This is a genomic window from Streptomyces sp. NRRL S-1022 (assembly GCF_000720135.1).
GTDB lineage: Bacteria > Actinomycetota > Actinomycetes > Streptomycetales > Streptomycetaceae > Streptomyces.
This window is the reverse complement of record NZ_JOIU01000051.1, coordinates 1-20,703: the sequence shown is the minus strand read 5'-3', so window position 1 is coordinate 20,703 and position 20,703 is coordinate 1. Positions and strand designations below refer to the sequence as shown.

Genomic DNA, 20,703 nt, shown 5'->3' with positions numbered 1-20,703 from the left:
CCTGCTGCCGGGGCTGCGCCTGTTGCCTGGTCCCCGGAGCGCCCTGGGGCACCTGCCGGCCCGCCTGCTCGTGCTGCCGGTGCCGCGTCCGGCGGGCGGTCGGGGCGAGGGGGCGGTGGTTCCGGTGAGGGGCCCCAGGAGGGGGCGCCCGCTGCTCGGGCCGAGTCCGTGGGCTGGTTCGGGCGAGGGGGCGGTGGTTTCGGCGAGGAGCCGGACCTGCTGCCGGGGCTGCGCCTGTTGCCTGGTCCCCGGAGCGCCCTGGGGCACCTGCCGGCCCGCCTGCTCGTGCTGCCGGTGCCGCGTCCGGCGGGCGGGGCTCTCAGCCGCCCGGCGCGCCCGCCGGCCAGGCCCCCCGGTCGGCCGCCGCCGACCGGACCAGGTCTGCCCCCGCCGGCCGCTCTGCCCCCGCCGACGGATACGCGCCGTCCTCCGGGGCCACCGCACAGCACCCGGCTGCGGGCCCCGGCCCGGGGGCCGGCGGTGCCGGCGGCAGACCGCGCAGGCGGCCGCGGGGCGGTGCGCGGTTCGCCGGGGCCGGGACGGGGGAGCAGGAGGGTGCGGTCGTCGTGCCGCCGGTGCCCGTGGCCGGGGGGCCGCAGGCCGGCGCCGGGCGGCGCGGTCCGCGGGGGGCGCGGTTCGCCGGGGTGGAGGAGGCGGCCGTACCGGAGCGGCCCGCTGCCGCGGCCGTGGACGAGGAGGCCGGAGCGGCCGTCGCGGGAGTCGTCGGGCGGCTGGCGCGGCTGCGTGCCGAAGGACGCAGCGGGGAGGCGCACGTACTGCTGGCCGAGGCCGCGCGGTGGCCCGTGGGCCGGCTGCCGCTGCTCGCGGACGCCCTGCACCGCGCCGGGCTCGGCGCCGACTGGGCGACGCTGCTGTGGGAGGCCGCCGCGCTGCCCGCCGGGCAGCTGGTCGCCGCCGCCGACGCGCTCACCGCGGCCGGACGGGGCGACGACGGCCGGCAGCTGCTCCGGCAGGGCGTCGCGCGGCCGGCGGAGCAGATCGGCGCGGCGGTGCTGCAACTGGACGGCGAGGGGCGGGAGCGGGAGGTGCGGGCCCTGCTGGACGCCTGTGTGCGGGTCCGGACGCCCGGCGAGGCCGCCCGGTGTGCCGCCGCCGACCCCGGCCGCCTGGTCCCGCTGCTGCTCCGCGCCGCGCTCGGCGTCTCCGACGAGCGGCACTGGGACCTCGTGCACGCACTGCGCGTCGCCGGGTACACCACGTGAGCGCACCTGGCCGGCGGTGTCCTGATCCGCCCCGGTCCGCCCGCCCGGTCCGCCGCTGCGCTCACCCACCGGAGTGTGAAACGCGATCGACTCGGCCCGTTGGCGGCGATGGTCTTGGCAAGGGCCGCGCGGAGGCTTACTTTCGTCCCTCTACGGCCTGCTCTACGGGCGTAGAGGCTCTGACGTCGACGTCGAAGGAGCACATCATGGCCAACGTCGTCCGCGCCGCTCTGGTCCAGGCCACCTGGACCGGCGACACCGAGTCCATGGTGGCGAAACACGAGGAGCACGCCCGTGAGGCGGCCCGCCGGGGCGCGCGGATCATCGGGTTCCAGGAAGTCTTCAACACCCCCTACTTCTGCCAGGTCCAGGAGCCGGAGCACTACCGCTGGGCCGAGCCGGTGCCCGACGGGCCGACCGTGCGCCGGATGCGGGACCTGGCACGCGAGACCGGCATGGTGATCGTCGTACCGGTCTTCGAGGTCGAGCAGTCCGGTTTCTACTACAACACCGCCGCCGTGATCGACGCCGACGGCAGCTACCTCGGCAAGTACCGCAAGCACCACATCCCGCAGGTCAAGGGCTTCTGGGAGAAGTACTACTTCAAGCCGGGCAACCTGGGCTGGCCCGTCTTCGACACCGCCGCCGGCAAGGTCGGCGTCTACATCTGCTACGACCGGCACTTCCCGGAAGGATGGCGGCAACTCGGCCTGAACGGCGCCCAGCTGGTCTACAACCCGTCCGCCACCCACCGGGGCCTGTCCGCCCATCTGTGGCAGCTGGAGCAGCCGGCGGCGGCCGTCGCCAACGAGTACTTCGTCGCCGCCATCAACCGGGTCGGCCGGGAGGAGTACGGCGACAACGACTTCTACGGGACCTCGTACTTCGTCGATCCGCGCGGACGGTTCGTCGGCGACGTCGCCGACGACCGGGGCGAGGAACTCCTCGTCCGCGACCTGGACTTCGGCCTCATCGAGGAAGTGCGGCAGCAGTGGGCGTTCTACCGCGACCGCCGCCCGGACGCCTACGAAGGACTGGTGCAGCCGTGAACGACCTGTACTCCCGCCACCGCAGGGTCCTGCCGGACTGGCTCGCCCTGTACTACGACGACCCGATCGAGATCACCCACGGCGAGGGACGGTACGTCTGGGACTCCGCCGGCCGCCGCTACCTGGACTTCTTCGGCGGCATCCTCACCACGCTGACCGCGCACGCGCTGCCCGAGGTCACCAAGGCGGTCACCGAGCAGGCCGGCCGGATCATCCACTCCTCGACCCTCTACCTCGACCGGCCGATGATCGAACTGGCGGAACGGGTCGCCCAGTTGAGCGGCATCCCGGACGCCCGGGTGTTCTTCACGACCTCCGGCACCGAGGCCAACGACACCGCCCTGCTGCTCGCCACCACCTACCGGCGCAGCAACACCGTCCTCGCCATGCGCAACAGCTACCACGGCCGGTCCTTCAGCGCGATCGGCATCACCGGCAACCGCAGCTGGTCCCCGACCTCCCTGTCCCCGCTGCAGACCATGTACGTCCACGGCGGGGTCCGCACCCGGGGGCCGTTCGCCGGTCTGGACGACCGCGCGTTCATCGACGCCTGTGTCGCCGACCTGAAGGACGTCCTCGGCCACACCCGGCCGCCGGCCGCCCTGATCGCCGAACCCGTCCAGGGCGTCGGCGGGTTCACCTCGCCGCCCGACGGACTGTACGCGGCGTTCCGTGACGTGCTGAAGGCACACGGGATCCTGTGGATCGCCGACGAGGTGCAGTCCGGCTGGGGCCGCACCGGCGACCACTTCTGGGGCTGGCAGGCGCACGCCCGCAACGGGCCGCCGGACATCGTCACCTTCGCCAAGGGCATCGGCAACGGCATGTCCATCGGCGGGGTCGTCGCCCGCGCCGAGATCATGAACTGCCTGGACGCCAACAGCATCTCCACCTTCGGCGGCACCCAGGTCACCATGGCCGCCGGCCTCGCCAACCTCGCCTACCTCCTCGAACACGACCTCCAGGGCAACGCCCGGCGCGTCGGCGGACTGCTCATCGAGCGGCTGCGGGCGGTCGCCGCGCAGCTGCCCGGGGTCCGCGAGGTACGCGGACGCGGACTGATGATCGGTGTCGAACTGACCCGGCCGGGCACGGACGAGGCCGACCCGCAGGCCCTCTCCGCCGTGCTGGAGGCGGCACGGGAGGGCGGGCTGCTCATCGGCAAGGGCGGCGGCCACGACACCACCGCCCTGCGGATCACCCCGCCCCTGTCGCTGACCGTCGCCGAGGCAGAGGAGGGCGCGGCGATCCTGGAGCACGCGCTGAGGAGCACGCACTAGAGAACGGGTGTACGGCCATGACCACCATCCCGGAGTCCCGCCACCTCCTCGCGCCGGAACCCGCGCTCTCCGTCCGCCAGGTGCTCACCCTGGAACGGGTGCTCGCCGGGGAGCCCGAGGTGGTGGCCGGCGCCGCCCAGCTCGACCGGCCGGTGCGCTGGGTGCACGTCGCCGAGGCCGCCGACGTCGGCGTGATGCTGAGCGGCGGCGAGATGGTCCTCACCACCGGGGTGCTGCTCGCCGGGGACGAGGCCCGGCAGGCCGAGTACATCAGGTCCCTGCACCGGGCGGAGGCGGCGGCCGTCGTCCTCGGCCTCGGCCGGGCCTTCCCCGCGCCGCCCGAGGTGATGCGCCGGGCCGCCGAGCGGTGCGGGCTGCCCATGGTCGTCCTGCACCGGCCGTTCCCGTTCGCCGAGCTGACCGAGGAGGTGCAGTCCCGGCTGGTGCGGCGCAAGTACGCCGCGATCAGCCTGTCGGAGGCGGTACGCACCGCGCTCACCGGACTGATCACGGCCGGCGCGCCGCTGCAGCGGCTGCTCGACGAGATCGCCCGGCACAGCGGCTGCCCGGTCGTCGTCACCAACCTCGCCCACCGTGTCCTCGGCACCGCGGGGGAGCGGTCGGCGGTGGACGACGTGCTGCGCGACTGGGAGCGGATCGCCCGGCAGGCCGGCGGCGGCTGCGGCGACGGCTGGATCCCCGCCGAGCTGGGCGGCCGCGGGGAGCGCTGGGGCCGGCTGCTGCTGTGCGGCTACCGGGGCGACGCGGCCAGCGGGCGGCTGCTCGCCGACCGGGCCGCCGAGGCGCTGGTGCTGCACCGGATGCTCGGCGGCGCCGCCGCGCACAGCTGGGAGGAGCAGTCCGCGCAGAGCCTGCTGACCGACCTCGTGTCCGGGGTCGTACCCGCCCGGCAGCTGCTGCCGCGGGCCCGGGCCGCCGGACTGCCGGTCAACCGGCGCACCTTCGTCCCGCTCGTCGTCCAGGGCCGCGGGACGGACCGGCTCGACCCGGTGCTGCGGCTGCTCGGGCTGCCCGGCATCGTCGCCGAACTCGCCGACGGCACCGCCGCCGTGCTGCTCAGCCTGGCCCGCGACCAGGACGCCGACGCGCTCACCGCGCACTTCGCGACCCGGCTGCGGAGCCGGGCGCCGGCCGTGGTCGCCGCCGCCGCTGCCCGTACCGCCTGGGAGGACGTGCCCGCCGGGCTGCGCGAGGCCTGGCACGTCGCCGACGCCGTCGCCGGCTCCCCGGCCGCCCTCGACCTGCCGGCCGTCGTCCGGCTCAGAGACGTCCACCTGCGCGGGCTGATCCGGCTGCTGCGCGACGACCCGCAGGTGCAGTCCTTCGCCGAGCGCGAGCTGGACGGGCTGCTGCGCGACGCCGAACCGGAGCTGCTGAACGTGCTGCGGACCTATCTGGCGACGGGCCGCAACAAGTCCCGCACCGCCCAGCTCCACCACGTCTCCCGGCCTGCCCTCTACCGCCGCCTGGAGGCCATACAGACCCGGCTCGGCGTCGACCTGGACGACTTCGAACAGGCGGCCTCCGTGCACATCGCGCTCCTCGCGCACGACGCGCAACAGGCGTGACACATGGGACGACCTGCGACAACGGCGGTGAAACATGGGACCGGGCACACGTGACACGGTGGCACGCCGGCCGCCCGCGGACGTGACACGCTGCCAGTCCACCCGGCCGGCCCGGCTTCCTAGGCTCACCGCACACCGAGCTACCGGAGGTCCCGATGAGCCGAGTGATCCGTGCCGCCCTCTTCCAGACCGCCTGGACCGGCGACAAGGAATCCATGATCCGGGTGCACGAGCAGGCGGCCCGCGACGCCGCCGCCCAGGGCGCCCAGGTCCTCTGCTTCCAGGAACTGTTCTACGGCCCCTACTTCTGCCAGGTCCAGGACGAGGCGTTCTACGAGTACGCCGAGCGGATCCCCGAGGGCCCGACCGTGCAGCGCTTCCAGGCCCTCGCCCGCGAGCTGGGCATCGTCCTGGTCCTGCCGATGTACGAGGAGGAGCAGCCGGGCGTCCTGTACAACACCGCCGCGGTGATCGACGCGGACGGCTCCTACCTCGGCAAGTACCGCAAGACGCACATCCCCCAGGTCCGGGGATTCTGGGAGAAGTTCTACTTCCGCCCCGGCAACAGCGGCTGGCCCGTCTTCGACACGGCCGCGGGCCGGATCGGCGTGTACATCTGCTACGACCGCCACTTCCCGGAGGGCTGGCGGGCGCTGGGCCTCGCCGGTGCCGAGATCGTCTTCAACCCCTCGGCCACCTCCCGCGGCCTGTCCCGCTACCTGTGGCAGCTGGAACAGCCGGCGGCGGCCGCGGCCAACGAGTACTTCGTCGGCGCGATCAACCGGGTCGGCGTGGAGGACCTCGGCGACAACGACTTCTACGGCACCACGTACTTCGTGGACCCCGAGGCCCGGTTCGTCGGCGAGGTGGCGAGCGACAAGGAGACCGAACTCGTCGTCCGCGACCTGGACCTGGCCCGGCTCCGCGAGGTCCGCGACCGCTGGCAGTTCTACCGGGACCGGGCGCCGGGCGCCTACGGACCGCTGACGGCGCCGTAGGCACACCGGTGCGGGCGAACGCCCCGGAGGGGCGCGGGACCGTGTCCGGCATGCGGTCCGCCGCGCGGGCGCGACCAGCCGCAGACGACCGCAGGCGACCATGGAAGGAAGGCACCCCATGACCAAGCGCACCGTCATCCGCGGTGGCCTAGTCATCACCGCGTCCGACGAGATCCACGCCGACGTCCTCATCGAGGACTCCCGCATCGTCGCCCTCGCCGCGCCCGGCTCGCAGCACTGGAGCGCGGACCGCACCGTCGACGCCACCGGGAAGTACGTCATCCCGGGCGGTGTCGACGCCCACACCCACATGGAGCTGCCGTTCGGCGGCACCTTCGCCTCCGACACCTTCGAGACCGGCACCCGGGCCGCCGCCTGGGGCGGTACGACGACCATCGTGGACTTCGCGGTGCAGAGCGTCGGCAGCACCCTGCGCGAGGGCCTGGACACCTGGCACGCCAAGGCCGAGGGCAACTGCGCGATCGACTACGCCTTCCACATGATCGTCTCCGATGTGAACGAGGAGACGCTCAAGGAGATGGACCTGCTCGTCGAGGAGGGCGTGACCAGCTTCAAGCAGTTCATGGCCTACCCGGGAGTCTTCTACTCCGACGACGGGCAGATCCTGCGCGCCATGCAGCGCTCCGCCCGGAACGGCGGCCTGATCATGATGCACGCCGAGAACGGCATCGCCATCGACGTCCTGGTGGAGCAGGCGCTGGCCCGCGGCGAGACCGATCCGCGCTACCACGGCGAGGTCCGCAAGGCCCTCCTCGAAGCCGAGGCCACCCACCGCGCCATCAAGCTCGCCCAGGTCGCCGGAGCACCCCTGTACGTCGTGCACGTGTCGGCGGCGGAGGCGGTCGCCGAACTGGCCAGGGCACGCGACGAGGGACTCGATGTCTTCGGCGAGACCTGCCCGCAGTACCTGTTCCTGTCGACGGACAACCTCGCCGAACCCGGCTTCGAAGGCGCCAAGTACGTGTGCAGCACGCCGCTGCGCCCCAAGGAGCACCAGGCCAGGCTGTGGCAGGGCCTGCGGACCAACGACCTCCAGGTCGTCTCCACCGACCACTGCCCGTTCTGCTTCACGGGCCAGAAGGAACTCGGCCGGGGCGACTTCTCGAAGATCCCCAACGGCCTGCCGGGCGTCGAGAACCGCATGGACCTGCTCCACCAGGCCGTCGTCGACGGGCACATCTCGCGCCGCCGCTGGATCGAGATCGCCTGCGCCGCCCCCGCCCGGATGTTCGGCCTGTACCCGAAGAAGGGCACCATCACCCCGGGCGCCGACGCGGACGTCGTCGTCTACGACCCGCACGCCGAACAGGTGCTGTCCGCCGGGACCCACCACATGAACGTGGACTACTCGGCGTACGAGGGCAGGCGAGTCACCGGCCGCGTCGAGACGGTCCTCTCGCGCGGCGAACTCGTCGTCGACCGGCGGAAGTACACCGGCCGCGCCGGGCACGGCGTCTTCACCCCGCGCTCCACCTGTCAGTACCTCACCTAGGAGTGGCGCCCATGGACTTCGGACTCGTCCTGCAGACCGACCCGCCCGCCTCCCGCGTCGTCAGCCTGATGAAGCGGGCCGAGCGCAGCGGCTTCCGCTACGGCTGGACCTTCGACTCCGCCGTGCTCTGGCAGGAGCCGTTCGTGATCTACAGCCAGATCCTGGCGAACACGCAGAAACTGAAGGTCGGCCCGATGGTCACCAACCCGGGCACCCGCACCTGGGAGGTGACCGCCTCCACCTTCGCCACCCTCAACGACATGTTCGGCAACCGCACCGTCTGCGGCATCGGCCGCGGCGACTCCGCGATGCGCGTCGCGGGCCGCACCCCCAACACCCTCGCCCGGATCAGCGAGGCCATGAAGGTCATCCGCGCCCTCGGCCGCGGCGAGGAGGCCGACCTCGGCGGCACGAAGATCCGTTTCCCCTGGATCGGGGAGGGCGCCGAACTCCCCGTCTGGATGGCCGCGTACGGCCCCAAGGCGCTGAAGATGACCGGCGAGGAGGCCGACGGGTTCATCCTCCAGCTCGCCGACCTGTACCTGACCGAGTACATGGTGAAGGCCGTCAAGGACGCGGCGGCCGCCGCCGGCCGGGACCCGTCGGAGGTGACCGTCTGCGTCGCCGCCCCCGCGTACGTCACCGAGGACGACTCGCCCGAGGCCCTGGCGCACGCCCGCGACCAGTGCCGCTGGTTCGGCGGCATGGTCGGCAACCACGTCGCCGACCTGGTCGCCCGCTACGGCGAGCACTCCGCCCAGGTCCCCGGCGAACTCACCGACTACATCAGGGCCCGGCAGGGCTACGACTACGCCCACCACGGGCGCAGCGGCAACCCGGACACCGCGTTCGTGCCCGACGAGATCGTGGACCGGTTCTGCGTGATCGGCCCGGTGGAGAAGCACATCGAGAAACTGACCGCGCTGCGCGCCCTGGGCGTCGACCAGTTCGCGGTGTACGACATGCACGACGCCCAGGAAGCCACCATCGACGCCTACGGCAGGCAGGTGATCCCGGCCCTCAACGCCTGACCCCCGCTCCCGGCTCCCCCCACGCCCCGCTTGGTCTCCCCTCCCCGCCGTCCCGGGGAGGGGGCTGGTGCCCGCACCCGGCCTCTCCCGATCCGCCTCTTCCCGATTGGCCAGCCCATGACCGACACCGCTCCTCCGGCCGTACCGATATCCGGCCAGGTCACCCTCCCCGACGGACGCGTGGAACTCGCCCCCGGCACCCCGCCGCCCACCGGCCGTTACGCCAACCAGGACCTGCTGCCGGTCCCCGCGGCGGGGCGCACCTGGACCACGTACAACTTCTCCGCCCTGTGGGTAGGCATGGCCCACAACACCGCGTCCTGGACCCTGGCGTCCGGGCTGATCGCGGTGGGCATGGACTGGAAGCAGGCGGTGTTCACCATCGCCCTCGCCAACCTGATCGTGCTGGTGCCGATGCTGCTGACCGGGCACGCGGGCCCCAAGTACGGCATCCCGTTCCCGGTCTTCGCCCGCGCCTCCTTCGGCGTGCGCGGCGCCAGCCTGCCCGCGGTCGTCCGGGCACTGGTGGCGTGCGGCTGGTTCGGCATCCAGACGTGGATCGGCGGTGAGGCGATCTACTTCCTCGCCGGGAAACTGATCGGCGACGGCTGGCGGAACGCTCCGCACATCGGCGGACACGCGTGGACCATGTGGCTGTCCTTCGCGGTCTTCTGGGCCGTCCAGGTAGCGATCATCCACCGCGGCATGGAGACCGTCCGCCGCTTCGAGAACTGGGCCGCGCCCTTCGTCCTGGTCGGCGCGTTCGTGATGCTGTGGTGGATGAGCAGCAAGGCCGGCGGCGTCGGCCCGCTCTTCGACCAGCCGTCCACGCTCGGCTGGGGCGGCGCGTTCTGGAAGCTGTTCTGGCCCTCCCTCATGGGCATGATCGGCTTCTGGTCCACGCTGTCGCTGAACATCCCCGACTTCACCCGCTACGGCAAGAGCCAGCGGGCCCAGACCTGGGGCCAGGCGCTCGGCCTGCCCACCACGATGACCCTCTTCGCGTTCCTCTCCGTGCTGGTGACCTCCGGCTCGCAGGCCGTCTACGGCCGGCCGGTCTGGGACCCGGTGCAGCTGGCGGCCCGGACGGACAACGCGGTCGGACTGCTCTACGCACTGGTCACCGTCCTGGTGGCCACCCTGTCCGTGAACATCGCGGCGAACCTGGTCTCCCCGGCCTTCGACTTCTCCAACGTCGCGCCGCGGAAGGTGAGTTTCCGCACCGGCGCCCTGATCACCGCGGTCCTCGCCGTGCTGATCTTCCCGTGGAAGCTGTACTCCGACCCGCAGGGCTACATCTTCACCTGGCTCGGCCTCGTCGGCGGCCTGCTCGGCACCGTCGCGGGCATCCTCGTCGCCGACTACTGGCTGCTGCGCCGCACCCGGCTGGACCTCGCCGACCTGTACCGGGCGGGCGGCCGCTACTGGTACACGGGCGGCTGGAACTGGCGGGCGGTCGTCGCCTTCCTCGCGGGCGGTGTCCTCGCGGTCGGCGGGGCGAGCCTGCGGCCCCTGACCGACGGCCGCCCGGTCCCCGCGCTGGCCCCCCTCGCCGACTACGGCTGGGCGGTGGGCCTCGGCACCTCCCTGGTGCTGTACCTGGGCCTGACCCTGACCATCCCGCCGCGGACGCCGTCACGGTGAGGACGACACCGGCGGGCACTCCCCGACCGCGGCGAAGGCCTCGGCCCGGGTGAGCCGCACCGCGATCTCACCGGTGTCCGTGCCGAGCACGAGGCGCCCGCCCCCGGTGCGCACGGGCTTGCCGCACACGACACCCGACGGGGTGCGCACCAGGATCCGGGGACCGTCCTTCTCGGGGCCGTACCAGGTCAGCGCCACCGCCGTGACGAGCAGCACCCCGCAGGCGATCGTCAGCGCCACCCCGCGGGTCAGGGCCCGTGCCGTGCGGCGGGTCTCCATGTGGTCGCCCAGGTGCAGGGCGGTGGCCGTGGCGGGGACACCGGTGGGCAGCCGGACCCCGGCCGGCGCGCCGTGCGCCGCCCGGAGCAGCAGCAGCGCGCCGAGCGTGCCGCACAGCAGGCACAGCAGCAGCGCACCGCCCACCAGGGCGTCGTACGGGGAGGCCAGCCTGCCCACGTCGGTACGGCCCTTGACGAGGCCGAAGCCGAGCAGTCCGGCGAACAGCGCGGCGAGCCCGTTGCGCCAGGCGAGCGCCGCCTCCCGGGCCCGGGACAGCTCACCGGCGAGCAACTCCCGTGTCTGCCGGGCCGCCCGGCGGTCGGCCGGGGTACCGGGCGGCCCCGGCCGCACCCGCCAGCGGGGGGTCACCCCCGTTCCACGAGGACGTTCCAGTAGGCGCCGCAGCCCGTCTCCTCGGGCGGGCGGCCCGGGTGCGCGGTCTCGCACGCGCACAGCACCGGCACGTGCGCCGGCCGGGCCCCGCGGCCCGCTGAGCGGAACACCCGGTCCGTGTGCGTGTACGTGAAGGCGCAGCCGCACCGGGGACACCGCCCGCGGAGCACCACCAGACCGGCGGCCGCGGCCTCGGCCCGCAGACCGGCCGTGTAGCGGGCCGCGTAGTCGCGGTGCGTCGTCTCCAGGTACGCAACGGGGGCGCCCGGTCCCGGGTCCGTCACCGCATCCCTCCCTCGGGCCACCGCGCGGACGTCCGCGACGGACCACCCAGGATGCCGACTCCGGGCCGCCCGTGCCACGGCGGACCGGGCGGAAACCGGCCGACAGCCGGGCGTTGTCCGGCAGGATGCCGGTGAAGTCCGCCGGACCCGGCTGCCGGGTCACCGCACAGCGGGCAGCATGGCAGCGGAGGGGATGACACATGAGTGAAGCCGGGACCGCGTCCGTGGCCGACCGTGCCGCCGCCGCACGCGCACGCACCGACGGATGGGCCGTACCGCTCGACCCGGAGGCGTACTCGGGGCCACGCGGCCCCGAGCTCGACGCCCTGGCCGGCGAACTGGAGTCACTCGCGGACGACCTGGCCGGCGTGGCGGGCGCCGAGGCGGCGGCCGCGGCGGTGGCGGCACGGCTCGGCCGGTGCCGGGCCGTACGGTTCGTCCTCGAAGGCGCCCCGGCCGACCGGGAACGGGCACTGCCCCTGCTGACCGGGGCCCGTACCTCCGCGCTGCTCGGTGACGAGGACCGGGAGGCCGCGCACCGGGACCTCGTGGCACTGGTCGGCTCCCGGCTCGTCCGGCTCGACCGCGAAGCCATGGGCGGCCCTTCGGACCCGTGGACCGTCGACCGGCTCATGTCCTTCGTCGCACTCGGCACCCCGCTCGCCGAGGGCGGGCCGGGCATGGTGGAGGACAGCGCGCTGCTCGTCCGGCTGCTGCTGGAGCGGGAGTCCGCGCGCATGCCCGACGAAGTCCGCCGGAACCTGCGGCTGTTCGGCGAGATGTCCGACGCGTTGCTGGCCGGGGACACCGAGACGCTCGTCCGCGGCGGCCGGCACTTCATCGGCACCATGACCGACGGCCCCCTGCCGGCACCGCTCGCCACCCTCCTGACGCTGATGCTCGACCACATCGGGCGGCTCCCCGGCACGCCCCCGCCGCAGGAGACCGGCGCCGCGCCGGCCGGGGACACCGACGACCCCGCCGGCGTCCGCGACATCCTGACCCAGTTCCTCGCCCTGGCCGAGGTGATGTCACCGGGGACCGTCGCCTCCCAGAACGTGTCCGGGCTCCTCGCCGACCTGACGGGAGAACGCGCCGCCGGCGACGGCGAGCGCCCCTCCCTGCCGTCCCGGATGGTCGCCGCCCTCGTCCACGTCGCCCTCGCCACCCGCAGCGGCGACATGGAGGGCTTCCGGGAGGCCCTCCGGCTCATGCACGAGGCGTCGGCCGGCGGCGAACTCGACAGCCGCACCCACGGCGAGTGGCTGCGCACCGTCGTCCCGGCCCTGCTCCTCGGGGCCGCCCTCACCGGCGGCAGCCTCCAGGACGAGGACATGGCCCGCGACCTGTTCGAGGCCCAGCAGTGGGACGGCGACCCCACGGACACCGTCGCCGCCAACCTGCGCCTGTGCGGGGAGGCCGTCCGGCTCCAGGTGCGGCTGACGTCCGCCCTTGACCGCGGCGACGCCGGGGCGGTCGAGGACGTCGTCGACGCCCTGTGCGAACTGGAACTGGACGAGACCTACGACGGCGCCGAGGAATGGACCGGTGTCCTGACCGCCTTCGTCCTCGGCGGTGCCTATCTGGGCCGCGTCGTGCTCGCCACGTCGGCGGACGACCGTACCGCGCAGCTGCGGGCGGCCGTGCACCACCTCCAGCGGGCTGTGGAGACCTCGGTGGACATGCCCGTCCTGCGCAGCCTCCTCGACATCACCTGGGCGCCGCTGCTCACCCTGACGGCGATCGCCGAGTCGGACCCGGGCCGTATCGCCGAGGGCGTACGGCGCGCCCGGGCCGCCCTGGACCACACCGGATTCACCTCCGACTTCCGGTCCAGGGCACGCGGCGGCATCGCGCTCGCCCTGGACACCCTGCACCTGTTCACCGGGGACGCGGGGGCGCTGGACGAGGCGGTCACCGAGCTGACGCGGGCGCTGGCCGAGCTGCCCGACGGCGCCCCGGGCGGCGCCGGCCTCACCTGGGACCTGGCCGCACTGCGCGCCAAACGCGCCACCCGGTACGCGGACACGCCCGGAGCCGGCGAGGACCTGCGCGCCGCCGTCGGCCTCGCCCGCACCTCCCTGCGGCTCTCCGCCGACGACGTCCTGCTCCAGCAGGGCGTCGGCCGCGGCCTGCGCATCGCGCGCGCGGCGGCCGACCGGGGCCGCAGAGCGGCCTTCTGGGCGCTGCGCGCCGGACTTCCCGAGGAGGCGATCGCCTGCCTGGAGGCGGGCCGGTCCCTGGTGCTCGGCGCGGCGGCCGTCTCCGCGGGCGTCGCCGACCGGCTCGCGGCCCTCGGCGAGGACGACCTGGCCGGGCGCTGGCGCGCCGCCGCCGGCCCCGGGGAACACGGCGACGACCGCTCCCTGCTGGAACTGTCCGCCGACGCGAGCCGGGACGCCCCCGGCGACCTGGGCGGCCGCTCCCCGCTGGAGGTGCTCGCCGCCGCGGCCGGCGCGGGCGCCCCCGGACTCCCCGGTGACCTGCGGCGCCGCTCGCTGGAGGTGCTGCGGGGCCGGGGCGGGGACGACGTACGGCCCGTCGTGGCCACCGTGGGCGACCTGCGCGCCGGACTGCGGGCCACGGCCGCCGACGCGCTGCTGTACCTGGTGCCCGGCGTGGACGACCCGGACGGGACCGTCCTCGCCGTCACCGGGGACGGCCCGGTGACGGTGCTGCCGCTGCCCGGCCTGACCCCCGGCGGACGCGCGCCGGTCGCGGCGTACCTGGCGGCCGGCGCGGACCGGCAGCGTCTGGAGGCCGCCGACCCCGCCACGGTCAACGCCAGGGAACGGGAACGCGCCGTACGCCGCTGGCACCGGGCGCTGGACGACCTGTGCGCGTGGGCCGGCGAGGTCCTCGGCCCGGTCCTGACCCGCCTCGGGGTGTGGGACCGCGCCCTCGCCGAGTCCGCTCCGACGCGGGCACCGGCCGGCACGGGCGACGGCGTACGGCCCGACGCCGTGCGCCTGGTCATCGTGCCCTGCGGCGACCTCGGGGTGGTGCCCTGGCAGGCGGCCGTGCTGGAGCCGCCCGCCGGGTCCGGCCCGGCGCGTGCGGTACGCGCCTGCGAGATCGCCGTCCTCACGCACGCCTCCTCCGGCCGGGAGTTCCTGCGCGCCGCCGCCCGCCGGCGCATGGCGCCCGCCGACCGCCCGGCCCTGGTCTTCCACGGCGCGGACGACCTGCAGTGGGCCGAGGAGGAGATCGACACCCTGGCCGCCGTCCACTACCCGCGGGCCGTCGTGCACCGCCCCGACGAGGACCCCGCCACCCCGGAGACGGTCCTGGGCCTGCTCGGCGGCCGGGCCGCCGAACCCGCCTCCCTCGTGCACCTGGCGTGCCACGGCCTCGCCGGCCCGGACCCCACCCGGTCGGCCCTGCGCCTGGCGGTGCCGGACGAGGACGCCGAGCCGTCCGGCACCGGCGGGGACCTCACGCTGAGCGCCCTGCTGGAGACACCCGCCGAGGGCGACGCCTTCCGCTCGGCCGGCCCCCTGGTCGTCTGCGGCGGCTGCGAGACGGACCTCACCACCCGAGACCACGACGAGGCCCTGACCCTGACCTCGGTGCTCGTGCACCGGCTCGCCGCCGACGCCATCGGCTCCCGGTGGAAAGTCGACGACATGCGCTCGGAGCTGCTCATGCTCGTCCTGCACGACGCGCTCGACCGGGGTCTGGCCCCGCCGGACGCGCTGCGCGCCGCCCAGCGCTGGATGCTCACCGCGCCGGACGAACGCCCGCCCGTCCGCGCGCTGAAGGACGTCGCGGCCCGCTGGCGGCTCACGGAGGACCTCCGCGACCGGCCCGACACCTGGGCGGGCTTCGTCCACCACGGCAACCCCGCACCGGCCCCCGCCCGGAGCCGGGAAGGAGAGCGCGCATGACGTCGGAGGAACTGCTCAGGCTCCTGGAGGCCCACTGGACCACCGTCGTCACCGGGCTCGGCGACGACGACCTCGGCCGGGTCTCCGGCGCGCTGCGGGAGATGCGCGAGGAGACGGTCGCCGGCCGCCCCGCCGCCGTCGCCCGGGCCGTGCGCCGGCTGAAGCGCACCCTGGCCGCGCTGCCGCCCGGGCACCCGGTGTCCGAGGCGCTCGGCGGCCACCGCTACGCCGCCGGCGCCCGGGAGCTGCCCCGCCTCACCACGGTCGACGCGGTCATCGGTGTGCTCGGCACCCCGCCGCCCGACCCCGCCGACCTGCTGCGGTCGGCCCGCCGCCGGCTCCTCGCCGCACCCGCGCTGACCGAGGCCGAGTACACGGCGCTGACCGGGGCCGAGTACACGGCGCTGACCGGGGCCGAGAACACGGCGCTGACCGGGGCCGAGAACACGGCGCTGACCGGGGCCGGCTCCACCGGACCGCCCGGCGGCCCGGGTCCGGCCGCAGGTCTGATCCGGCTCCGCGACCCGGACGACGGCATCCGCTACCCCCGCTTCCAGTTCCGGCCCGGTACGGCCCAGCCGCTGCCCGTCGTCCGCCGGATCAACGCCCTGCTCCGCGCGGACCGCGACCCCTGGGGAGCCGCCGACTGGTGGCTGGGCGGCAACCGGTGGCTGGGCGGTGTCCCCGCCGACCTGCTCGGCGTGCTGCCGGACGACGCGCTGGAACGCGCCGCCGCCGAACTGGTGGGAGCCTGCTGATGGCCGGTCAGCTTCCGCCCGAGGGCGTCGAGATGGCCCCGCTGCGGCACTCGCTGCCCGCGGGCACCGTGCTGTGGCGGTGCCACGAGGAGCAGTTCGGGGCCGGCGAGTTCAACCCGAACGTCGCGCACGAGTTCTTCAAGGGCAGCCGCTTCGACCCCACCGAAAAGGACCCCTACCCCTACCTGTACGCGGCCCTCGACCCGGTCACCGCCCTGTCCGAAGTGCTCCTGAGGTCGGTGGAGTTCGGTGACGACGGCGTGCGCCAGATCCCCTGGGCGCAGGCGTCCCGGTACGTCCTGTCCGCGGTCCGCACCACGGCCGACCTGTCCCTGGCGGACCTCACGACCGCCGAGGGGCTGGCCGCCGTCTGGCAGGACGACTGGCTGATCGACACCACGGAGTACGCCGGCACCCGGTACTGGGTGCGGGTCATCCGCGAACGCTGCACCGGTGTGCAGGGGCTGTGGTGGACGTCCAAACGCTGCCGGCCGCGCCCGGCGCTCCAGCTGTTCCAGGACCGCTGCCCGGACGCGCCCCTCGACCGGCGTCCGCTGGAGTGCCTGCGACTGGCGTCGGCCGACGACGTGCGCCGGGTCAACCGGCTTCTCGCGCCGCTGCACGCGGTCGTCTCCGCGCCGCAGGACTGAGCACCGCCGCGGCACACGGCTGCCCCGGCCCCCCGCGAGGGGCCGGGGCAGTACCGGTCCGGGTGCACCGCCCGCCGTCAGCGGTCCCGCAGGGGGGCGGGCAGCAGCGGCCAGTTCCGGGACAGGCGCATCGCCGACTCGGTGACGGCGGTGTCCCGCGAGGCCGCCATCACCCCGTCGAGGTACTCGTGGGCGGCGGCCTCGTACAGCTGGCGGGCCGCGGCGATCCGCTCGTTCGCGGCTTCCCTGCGGTCCTGCTGCCGGTCCTCGGCCGTCTCCTGCGCGGCCCGCGCCCGCTCGGTGGCGGCGACGTTCTGCTCGCGCCGCCCCCGCAGGTCCGCCCGCCGTTCCACCGCCGTGCGGTAGGCGTCCAGGAACGGGTGCTCCCGGAACAGGCCGAGCAGGAAGCCGACACCGCCCGAGAGCAGCAGCAGCGCGCAGAACAGCCAGGTCACCGTCTGGGACGACAGGTGCAGCCGGTCCACCAGGGTCGAGGTGCCCGCGGACGAACCGCCCAGCCCGCGGAAGCCCGAGGCGTCCCCGGCGGCGGCTGCCGGAGCGTCGTGCTGCAGCACGAACCTGGCGCGCAGCGTGCCCAGCACCCAGGTCAGGCCGCCCCACACGCCGAGCAGCGACAGGGCCGGCAGCCAGCCGTTGCGCGGCGACCCGGTCGCCGAACGCCACCGCAGCATGTGCCCCGCCAGGTGCGGCAGGATCAGCATGACGACGGCCGACGACACCGCGAGCGTCCCGGACAGGGCGTCGCCGCTGGTGCTGCCGACTCCGTGGAAGGGCTGGTAGGCGACCCAGTAGACCGGTACCTCGACGGCCATGATGACGGCCAGCAGGGCCAGGGTCAGCCAGCGGGGCAGACCGGGGCGGGTGGCCAGCCCCTCCCAGCCCTCGGCCGACCCGGTCTCGGCGGTCTCCCGCCGCGCGGCGCGGTACTCCTCCCGCAGCGCGGCGGGCGAGGCCTCGTCCGGGGCGGCGCCGGCCGCGGACACCGACTGCCAGTCGTCGCCCGGGTCCGCGCCGTCCTGCTTGCCGGCCGGCTGCCCGGTCCCGTCCTGCGGGAGACCGGTGGCGTCCGGGTCCGCGGTACGGCCGGCCGGCGGCGCGGGGGCGTCCGGGAAGCGGGCCCGCAGCCAGCGTTCCTCGACCCGTTCGCGCAGCCGGTCCCGGAAGCGCAGCCAGCGCGAGGAGCGCAGCGCGAGCAGGTCGAGCTGACTGCGGGCGGCCAGGATGTCCCGGTCGGCCTCGGTGAGCCGCTCGTCCAGCAGCCGGGTCTCGGCCTCGCCCGCGGTCACCGCGGTGGCCGCCTGCGCGTCCTGGAGCCGGGCCGTCTCCTCCGCGAGGTTCAGCTCCTCCTCGATCCGGTGGATCACGGTGTCCCGTACGGAGGCCAGCTCGGCGAAGTAGGGCAGCCGGTCGCCGCCGGCCAGCACCCACGGGTCCAGCGTCCGCTTCCGGCCGGCCTGCCGGCCCCTCTTGCGGGCGTCGGCGAGCAGGCCGCCCTCGGCCTTGTCGTCGAGGACCAGGGGGCGGCGGCCGGCGAGCCCGGTGGTGCCCGGGCCGGCCCCCGGCCGCGTGGCCTGCCGGGCGCTCCGCCCCGGGAGCGGCAGGGCGCGGGCGAGCCGCCGGCGGCGCGGCTCGGGGGCGTCAGCGCTTGTACTGGGTGTCGACATGGGCCTGGGCCCTCCCTTCGAGTGCTTCCACCCAGAAGGACTCGAAGTCGTCGGCCTCGCTGGGTTTCGCCGAGTACTGCATGCCGAGCCCGACGGGGAACACGTCCATCCCCTTGATGCCGGGCAGACCCCGCTGCTTCACCAGCGAGTCGATGACCTTCGCCCGTTTGTCCTTGGTCGTCAGGTCCTGGTGGGAGAGGACGAACTCCGGGTCGGACTGGTCGAAGTCGCTCACCACGAGCAGCTTCGCCGCCCCGCCGTCGTGCGGGACGCCCTCCCCGATGCGGGCCAGCGCCCCCCACACGTCCGAACCGTTCTGCCCCCGCGCGCACTTGAGCTCGGCGAGCGCCGCGACGGCCGCGTCCTGCAGGGCCCTGGCGCGCTGCGCCTTCTGGTCGGTGCCGGCGTCGTGCGGCGGGTCGAGGTCCACCTGCTGCTGCCGGCAGGAGGAGCTGCGCGAGGAACGCGTGATGGGTGCGAAGTCCACGGTTCCGCACTTCTGGCCGGTGAGGAACTCGCCGAAGCTGTCCTTCAGTTTGGCCTCGGAGTCGAATCCCTGCTTCGCGGCGGCGGCCGAGCCCGAACCGTCTACGACCACCCCGCAGGGCGTGGTGAGGGCTTCCTCCTGCTTGCTGCAGGACACGAGCGCGGCGAGCGAGCACACCAGCGGGACGACGACGGCGAGCCGGCGGGCGGCGCGGACGGGGGACCGGTGAGCGGTCCGGGCCGAGTGAGGCACGATGACGGTCCTTGGCCTTCCTGGGAGCGGCGGACGGGTAACGGGCGGCGGGGAACCGGGGTACGGCGAGCCCGGGTACGGCGAGCCGGGGTGGGACGCGCCGGGGGACGGGGAGCGCACGGCGTGCGGCCGCGAGGCGGTCATCGCCCGCGCACGCCGCTCGGGGCGCCGCCGCGTGCCGCCTGGTGGTCGAGGATGTGCAGCGCCTGCGCGACGGCCGACGGGTCGGTGTCCCGCCCGGCCCGGTCCGGGGCGTACCAGCGGTCGCTCAGCAGGCCGTCGTCCAGGTAGGCCCAGGTGCGGTCCAGGGTGATCTCCCCGGGCAGCCAGCCGGTGGGACGGGTCCCGCCGACGTGGCCGTCGCGCTGGGTGCGGGTCCAGGCGGCGTCCCAGTAAGCGGCCATCAACTGGTTGGCCTCGTCCGCCAGTTGCTGGGCCTGCTGTCGGCAGACGGAGGCGGCCGCGCGCCACTCCCCGACCATCCGCCCGAACCGGGCGAGCGCGGCCGGCGCCGGTTCGCCGCGCACGGTGTACTGCGTCACGACGCGCACCGACTCCGCCTGGATCCGCACGTGCAGCGCGCGGTGCGCGGCGAGGGTGCGCGAGCGCAGCCGTGCGGTACCGCGCCGCACCTGTGCGCGCAGCCCCAGCACGTACGGCGGCAGGCCGTCGTCGTCCGGGGTGCCGCCCGCCGCCGCGTCCGTCAGGAACTCCCGCAGACCGGTCGCGTCCCGGCGGCCGTGGAAGCGGGCGCGTGCCGAGGAGAGGCGCCGGATTTTCGGCCGCCGGACCCGGACGTTTATTCGAGCATTGGTGATCATTTCGAAGTGCCCCCATTCGTCGCGGGCGGTCCGGGTGGGAAGGCGCCGCGATGGGGAGAGAGTAGCGGAGCAAAACCCCTCGGGGGACTGGTGTTTTGAGGGGAACCGATCATTCCTTGCGGGGTTTCCGGAAAACAACCGGATCCCGCCCGGAGCGGAGCCGGAAAGAAACCTTTCGGCAATTGCGGGCCGCCCTCGGCGCACTGGATACTCCAAGCCGGTGCGAGGAGGAGATGCCGTGGAATTGCGCCTCGACGGGACGCACTACCCGCTGGAAACACTGGGCCCGGGCAAACGGCTCGGCGTCTGGTTCCAGGGCTGCTCCCTGGCCTGCCCCGGATGCATGTCCCGGCACACCTGGGACCCGGCGGCCGGGACGGCCACGACGGTCGCGCAGGTGCTCACGCTGTGGCGGCGGGCCCTCGCCGACGGAGCGGACGGCCTGACCGTCAGCGGCGGCGAGCCCCTGCAGCAGGCGGCGGCGCTCGCCGAACTCCTCGCCGGTGCGGCACGCCTGCGGGACGGGGCCCGGCGCCGCGAGGGGAGCGCCGGGCCCTACCCCGCCGACCTGCTGGTCTACACGGGGTACGAGCCCGCGGAGCTGACGCCGGAGCGGCGGGCCGCCCTCGGCGGCGCGGACGCGGTGATCACCGGCCGGTACCGGGTGGCGGAGCCCACCCGGCTGGCCTGGCGGGGCTCGGCCAACCAGCGGATCGTCCCGCTGACCCCGCTCGGCACCGCCCGCTACGCCCCGTACCTGACCCGGGAGGCACCGGGCCCGCGGCTGCAGACCGGCCCCGTCGGGAACGGCGGGGTGCGGTTCTACGGCGTCCCGCTGCGCGGTGAACTGACCGAGCTGGAGCGGCGGCTGGGGGAGGGC

At 74.7% G+C, this 20,703-nt stretch carries 17 protein-coding genes; 12 read left to right on the top strand and 5 right to left on the bottom strand.

The window, feature by feature from the left end; genetic code table 11:
- Positions 1-566 precede the first annotated feature (566 nt).
- The 8 genes from IG05_RS44020 (at position 567) to IG05_RS0140075 (ending at position 10,327) form a co-directional block, all read left to right on the top strand.
- Positions 567-1,223 (top strand): hypothetical protein, encoded by a 657-nt coding sequence (locus tag IG05_RS44020; protein ID WP_063760136.1) that lies wholly within the window; start codon positions 567-569, stop codon positions 1,221-1,223.
- A 206-nt stretch (positions 1,224-1,429) separates the two neighbouring features.
- The gene (locus IG05_RS0140105) at positions 1,430-2,272 is read left to right on the top strand and encodes a nitrilase-related carbon-nitrogen hydrolase (protein ID WP_030349043.1); all 843 of its coding nucleotides are present in this window, start codon (positions 1,430-1,432) and stop codon (positions 2,270-2,272) included.
- A complete protein-coding gene (locus IG05_RS0140100) occupies positions 2,269-3,552 on the top strand; it encodes an aspartate aminotransferase family protein (protein ID WP_030349042.1) in 1,284 nt (427 codons plus the stop codon). Before IG05_RS0140105 ends, IG05_RS0140100 begins: the two co-directional genes overlap by 4 nt.
- A 17-nt stretch (positions 3,553-3,569) precedes the next feature.
- Positions 3,570-5,141, top strand: coding sequence for a PucR family transcriptional regulator (locus IG05_RS0140095; RefSeq protein WP_030349041.1), 1,572 nt, complete (start codon positions 3,570-3,572; stop codon positions 5,139-5,141).
- Between the two features lie 155 nt (positions 5,142-5,296).
- Positions 5,297-6,139 (top strand): nitrilase-related carbon-nitrogen hydrolase, encoded by an 843-nt coding sequence (locus IG05_RS0140090; RefSeq protein ID WP_030349040.1) that lies wholly within the window; start codon positions 5,297-5,299, stop codon positions 6,137-6,139.
- Between the two features lie 118 nt (positions 6,140-6,257).
- On the top strand, positions 6,258-7,652 hold the full coding sequence (hydA, locus tag IG05_RS0140085; protein ID WP_030349039.1) for a dihydropyrimidinase: 1,395 nt from the start codon (positions 6,258-6,260) through the stop codon (positions 7,650-7,652).
- An 11-nt stretch (positions 7,653-7,663) separates the two neighbouring features.
- Positions 7,664-8,683 (top strand): TIGR03842 family LLM class F420-dependent oxidoreductase, encoded by a 1,020-nt coding sequence (locus tag IG05_RS0140080; protein WP_030349038.1) that lies wholly within the window; start codon positions 7,664-7,666, stop codon positions 8,681-8,683.
- 117 nt (positions 8,684-8,800) lie between these two features.
- The gene (locus IG05_RS0140075; protein WP_030349037.1) at positions 8,801-10,327 is read left to right on the top strand and encodes an NCS1 family nucleobase:cation symporter-1; all 1,527 of its coding nucleotides are present in this window, start codon (positions 8,801-8,803) and stop codon (positions 10,325-10,327) included.
- Here the strand turns inward: IG05_RS0140075 and IG05_RS0140070 are convergent.
- Together IG05_RS0140070 and IG05_RS0140065 are read right to left on the bottom strand one after the other, a co-directional pair.
- Positions 10,319-10,975: a hypothetical protein gene (locus IG05_RS0140070; RefSeq protein ID WP_030349036.1), complete on the bottom strand. Its 657-nt coding sequence runs from the start codon at positions 10,973-10,975 to the stop codon at positions 10,319-10,321. The genes IG05_RS0140075 and IG05_RS0140070 overlap by 9 nt on opposite strands.
- On the bottom strand, positions 10,972-11,283 hold the full coding sequence (locus IG05_RS0140065; protein ID WP_234336268.1) for a hypothetical protein: 312 nt from the start codon (positions 11,281-11,283) through the stop codon (positions 10,972-10,974). Before IG05_RS0140065 ends, IG05_RS0140070 begins: the two co-directional genes overlap by 4 nt.
- 200 nt (positions 11,284-11,483) lie before the next feature.
- On the opposite strand from IG05_RS0140065, the gene IG05_RS0140060 reads away from it, so the two are divergent.
- The 3 genes from IG05_RS0140060 to IG05_RS0140050 are packed head-to-tail and all read left to right on the top strand — an operon-like array spanning position 11,484 to position 16,578.
- Positions 11,484-15,170: a CHAT domain-containing protein gene (locus tag IG05_RS0140060; protein WP_051790815.1), complete on the top strand. Its 3,687-nt coding sequence runs from the start codon at positions 11,484-11,486 to the stop codon at positions 15,168-15,170.
- Positions 15,167-15,928, top strand: coding sequence for a hypothetical protein (locus IG05_RS43020; RefSeq protein ID WP_037815754.1), 762 nt, complete (start codon positions 15,167-15,169; stop codon positions 15,926-15,928). Before IG05_RS0140060 ends, IG05_RS43020 begins: the two co-directional genes overlap by 4 nt.
- Positions 15,928-16,578: an RES family NAD+ phosphorylase gene (locus tag IG05_RS0140050; RefSeq protein WP_030349032.1), complete on the top strand. Its 651-nt coding sequence runs from the start codon at positions 15,928-15,930 to the stop codon at positions 16,576-16,578. The genes IG05_RS43020 and IG05_RS0140050 overlap by 1 nt, the downstream gene beginning before the upstream one ends.
- 77 nt (positions 16,579-16,655) lie before the next feature.
- On the opposite strand, the gene IG05_RS0140045 is transcribed toward IG05_RS0140050, so the two are convergent.
- The 3 genes from IG05_RS0140045 to IG05_RS0140035 form a co-directional block, all read right to left on the bottom strand.
- A complete protein-coding gene (locus IG05_RS0140045; protein ID WP_030349031.1) occupies positions 16,656-18,263 on the bottom strand; it encodes a hypothetical protein in 1,608 nt (535 codons plus the stop codon).
- Positions 18,238-19,002: a hypothetical protein gene (locus IG05_RS0140040; RefSeq protein WP_051790813.1), complete on the bottom strand. Its 765-nt coding sequence runs from the start codon at positions 19,000-19,002 to the stop codon at positions 18,238-18,240. Before IG05_RS0140040 ends, IG05_RS0140045 begins: the two co-directional genes overlap by 26 nt.
- A 140-nt stretch (positions 19,003-19,142) precedes the next feature.
- The gene (locus IG05_RS0140035; protein ID WP_051790810.1) at positions 19,143-19,823 is read right to left on the bottom strand and encodes a hypothetical protein; all 681 of its coding nucleotides are present in this window, start codon (positions 19,821-19,823) and stop codon (positions 19,143-19,145) included.
- A gap of 238 nt (positions 19,824-20,061) precedes the next feature.
- On the opposite strand from IG05_RS0140035, the gene IG05_RS0140030 reads away from it, so the two are divergent.
- Positions 20,062-20,703 (top strand): 4Fe-4S cluster-binding domain-containing protein (locus tag IG05_RS0140030; protein ID WP_030349028.1); only part of this gene is annotated, 642 nt, incomplete at its 3' end.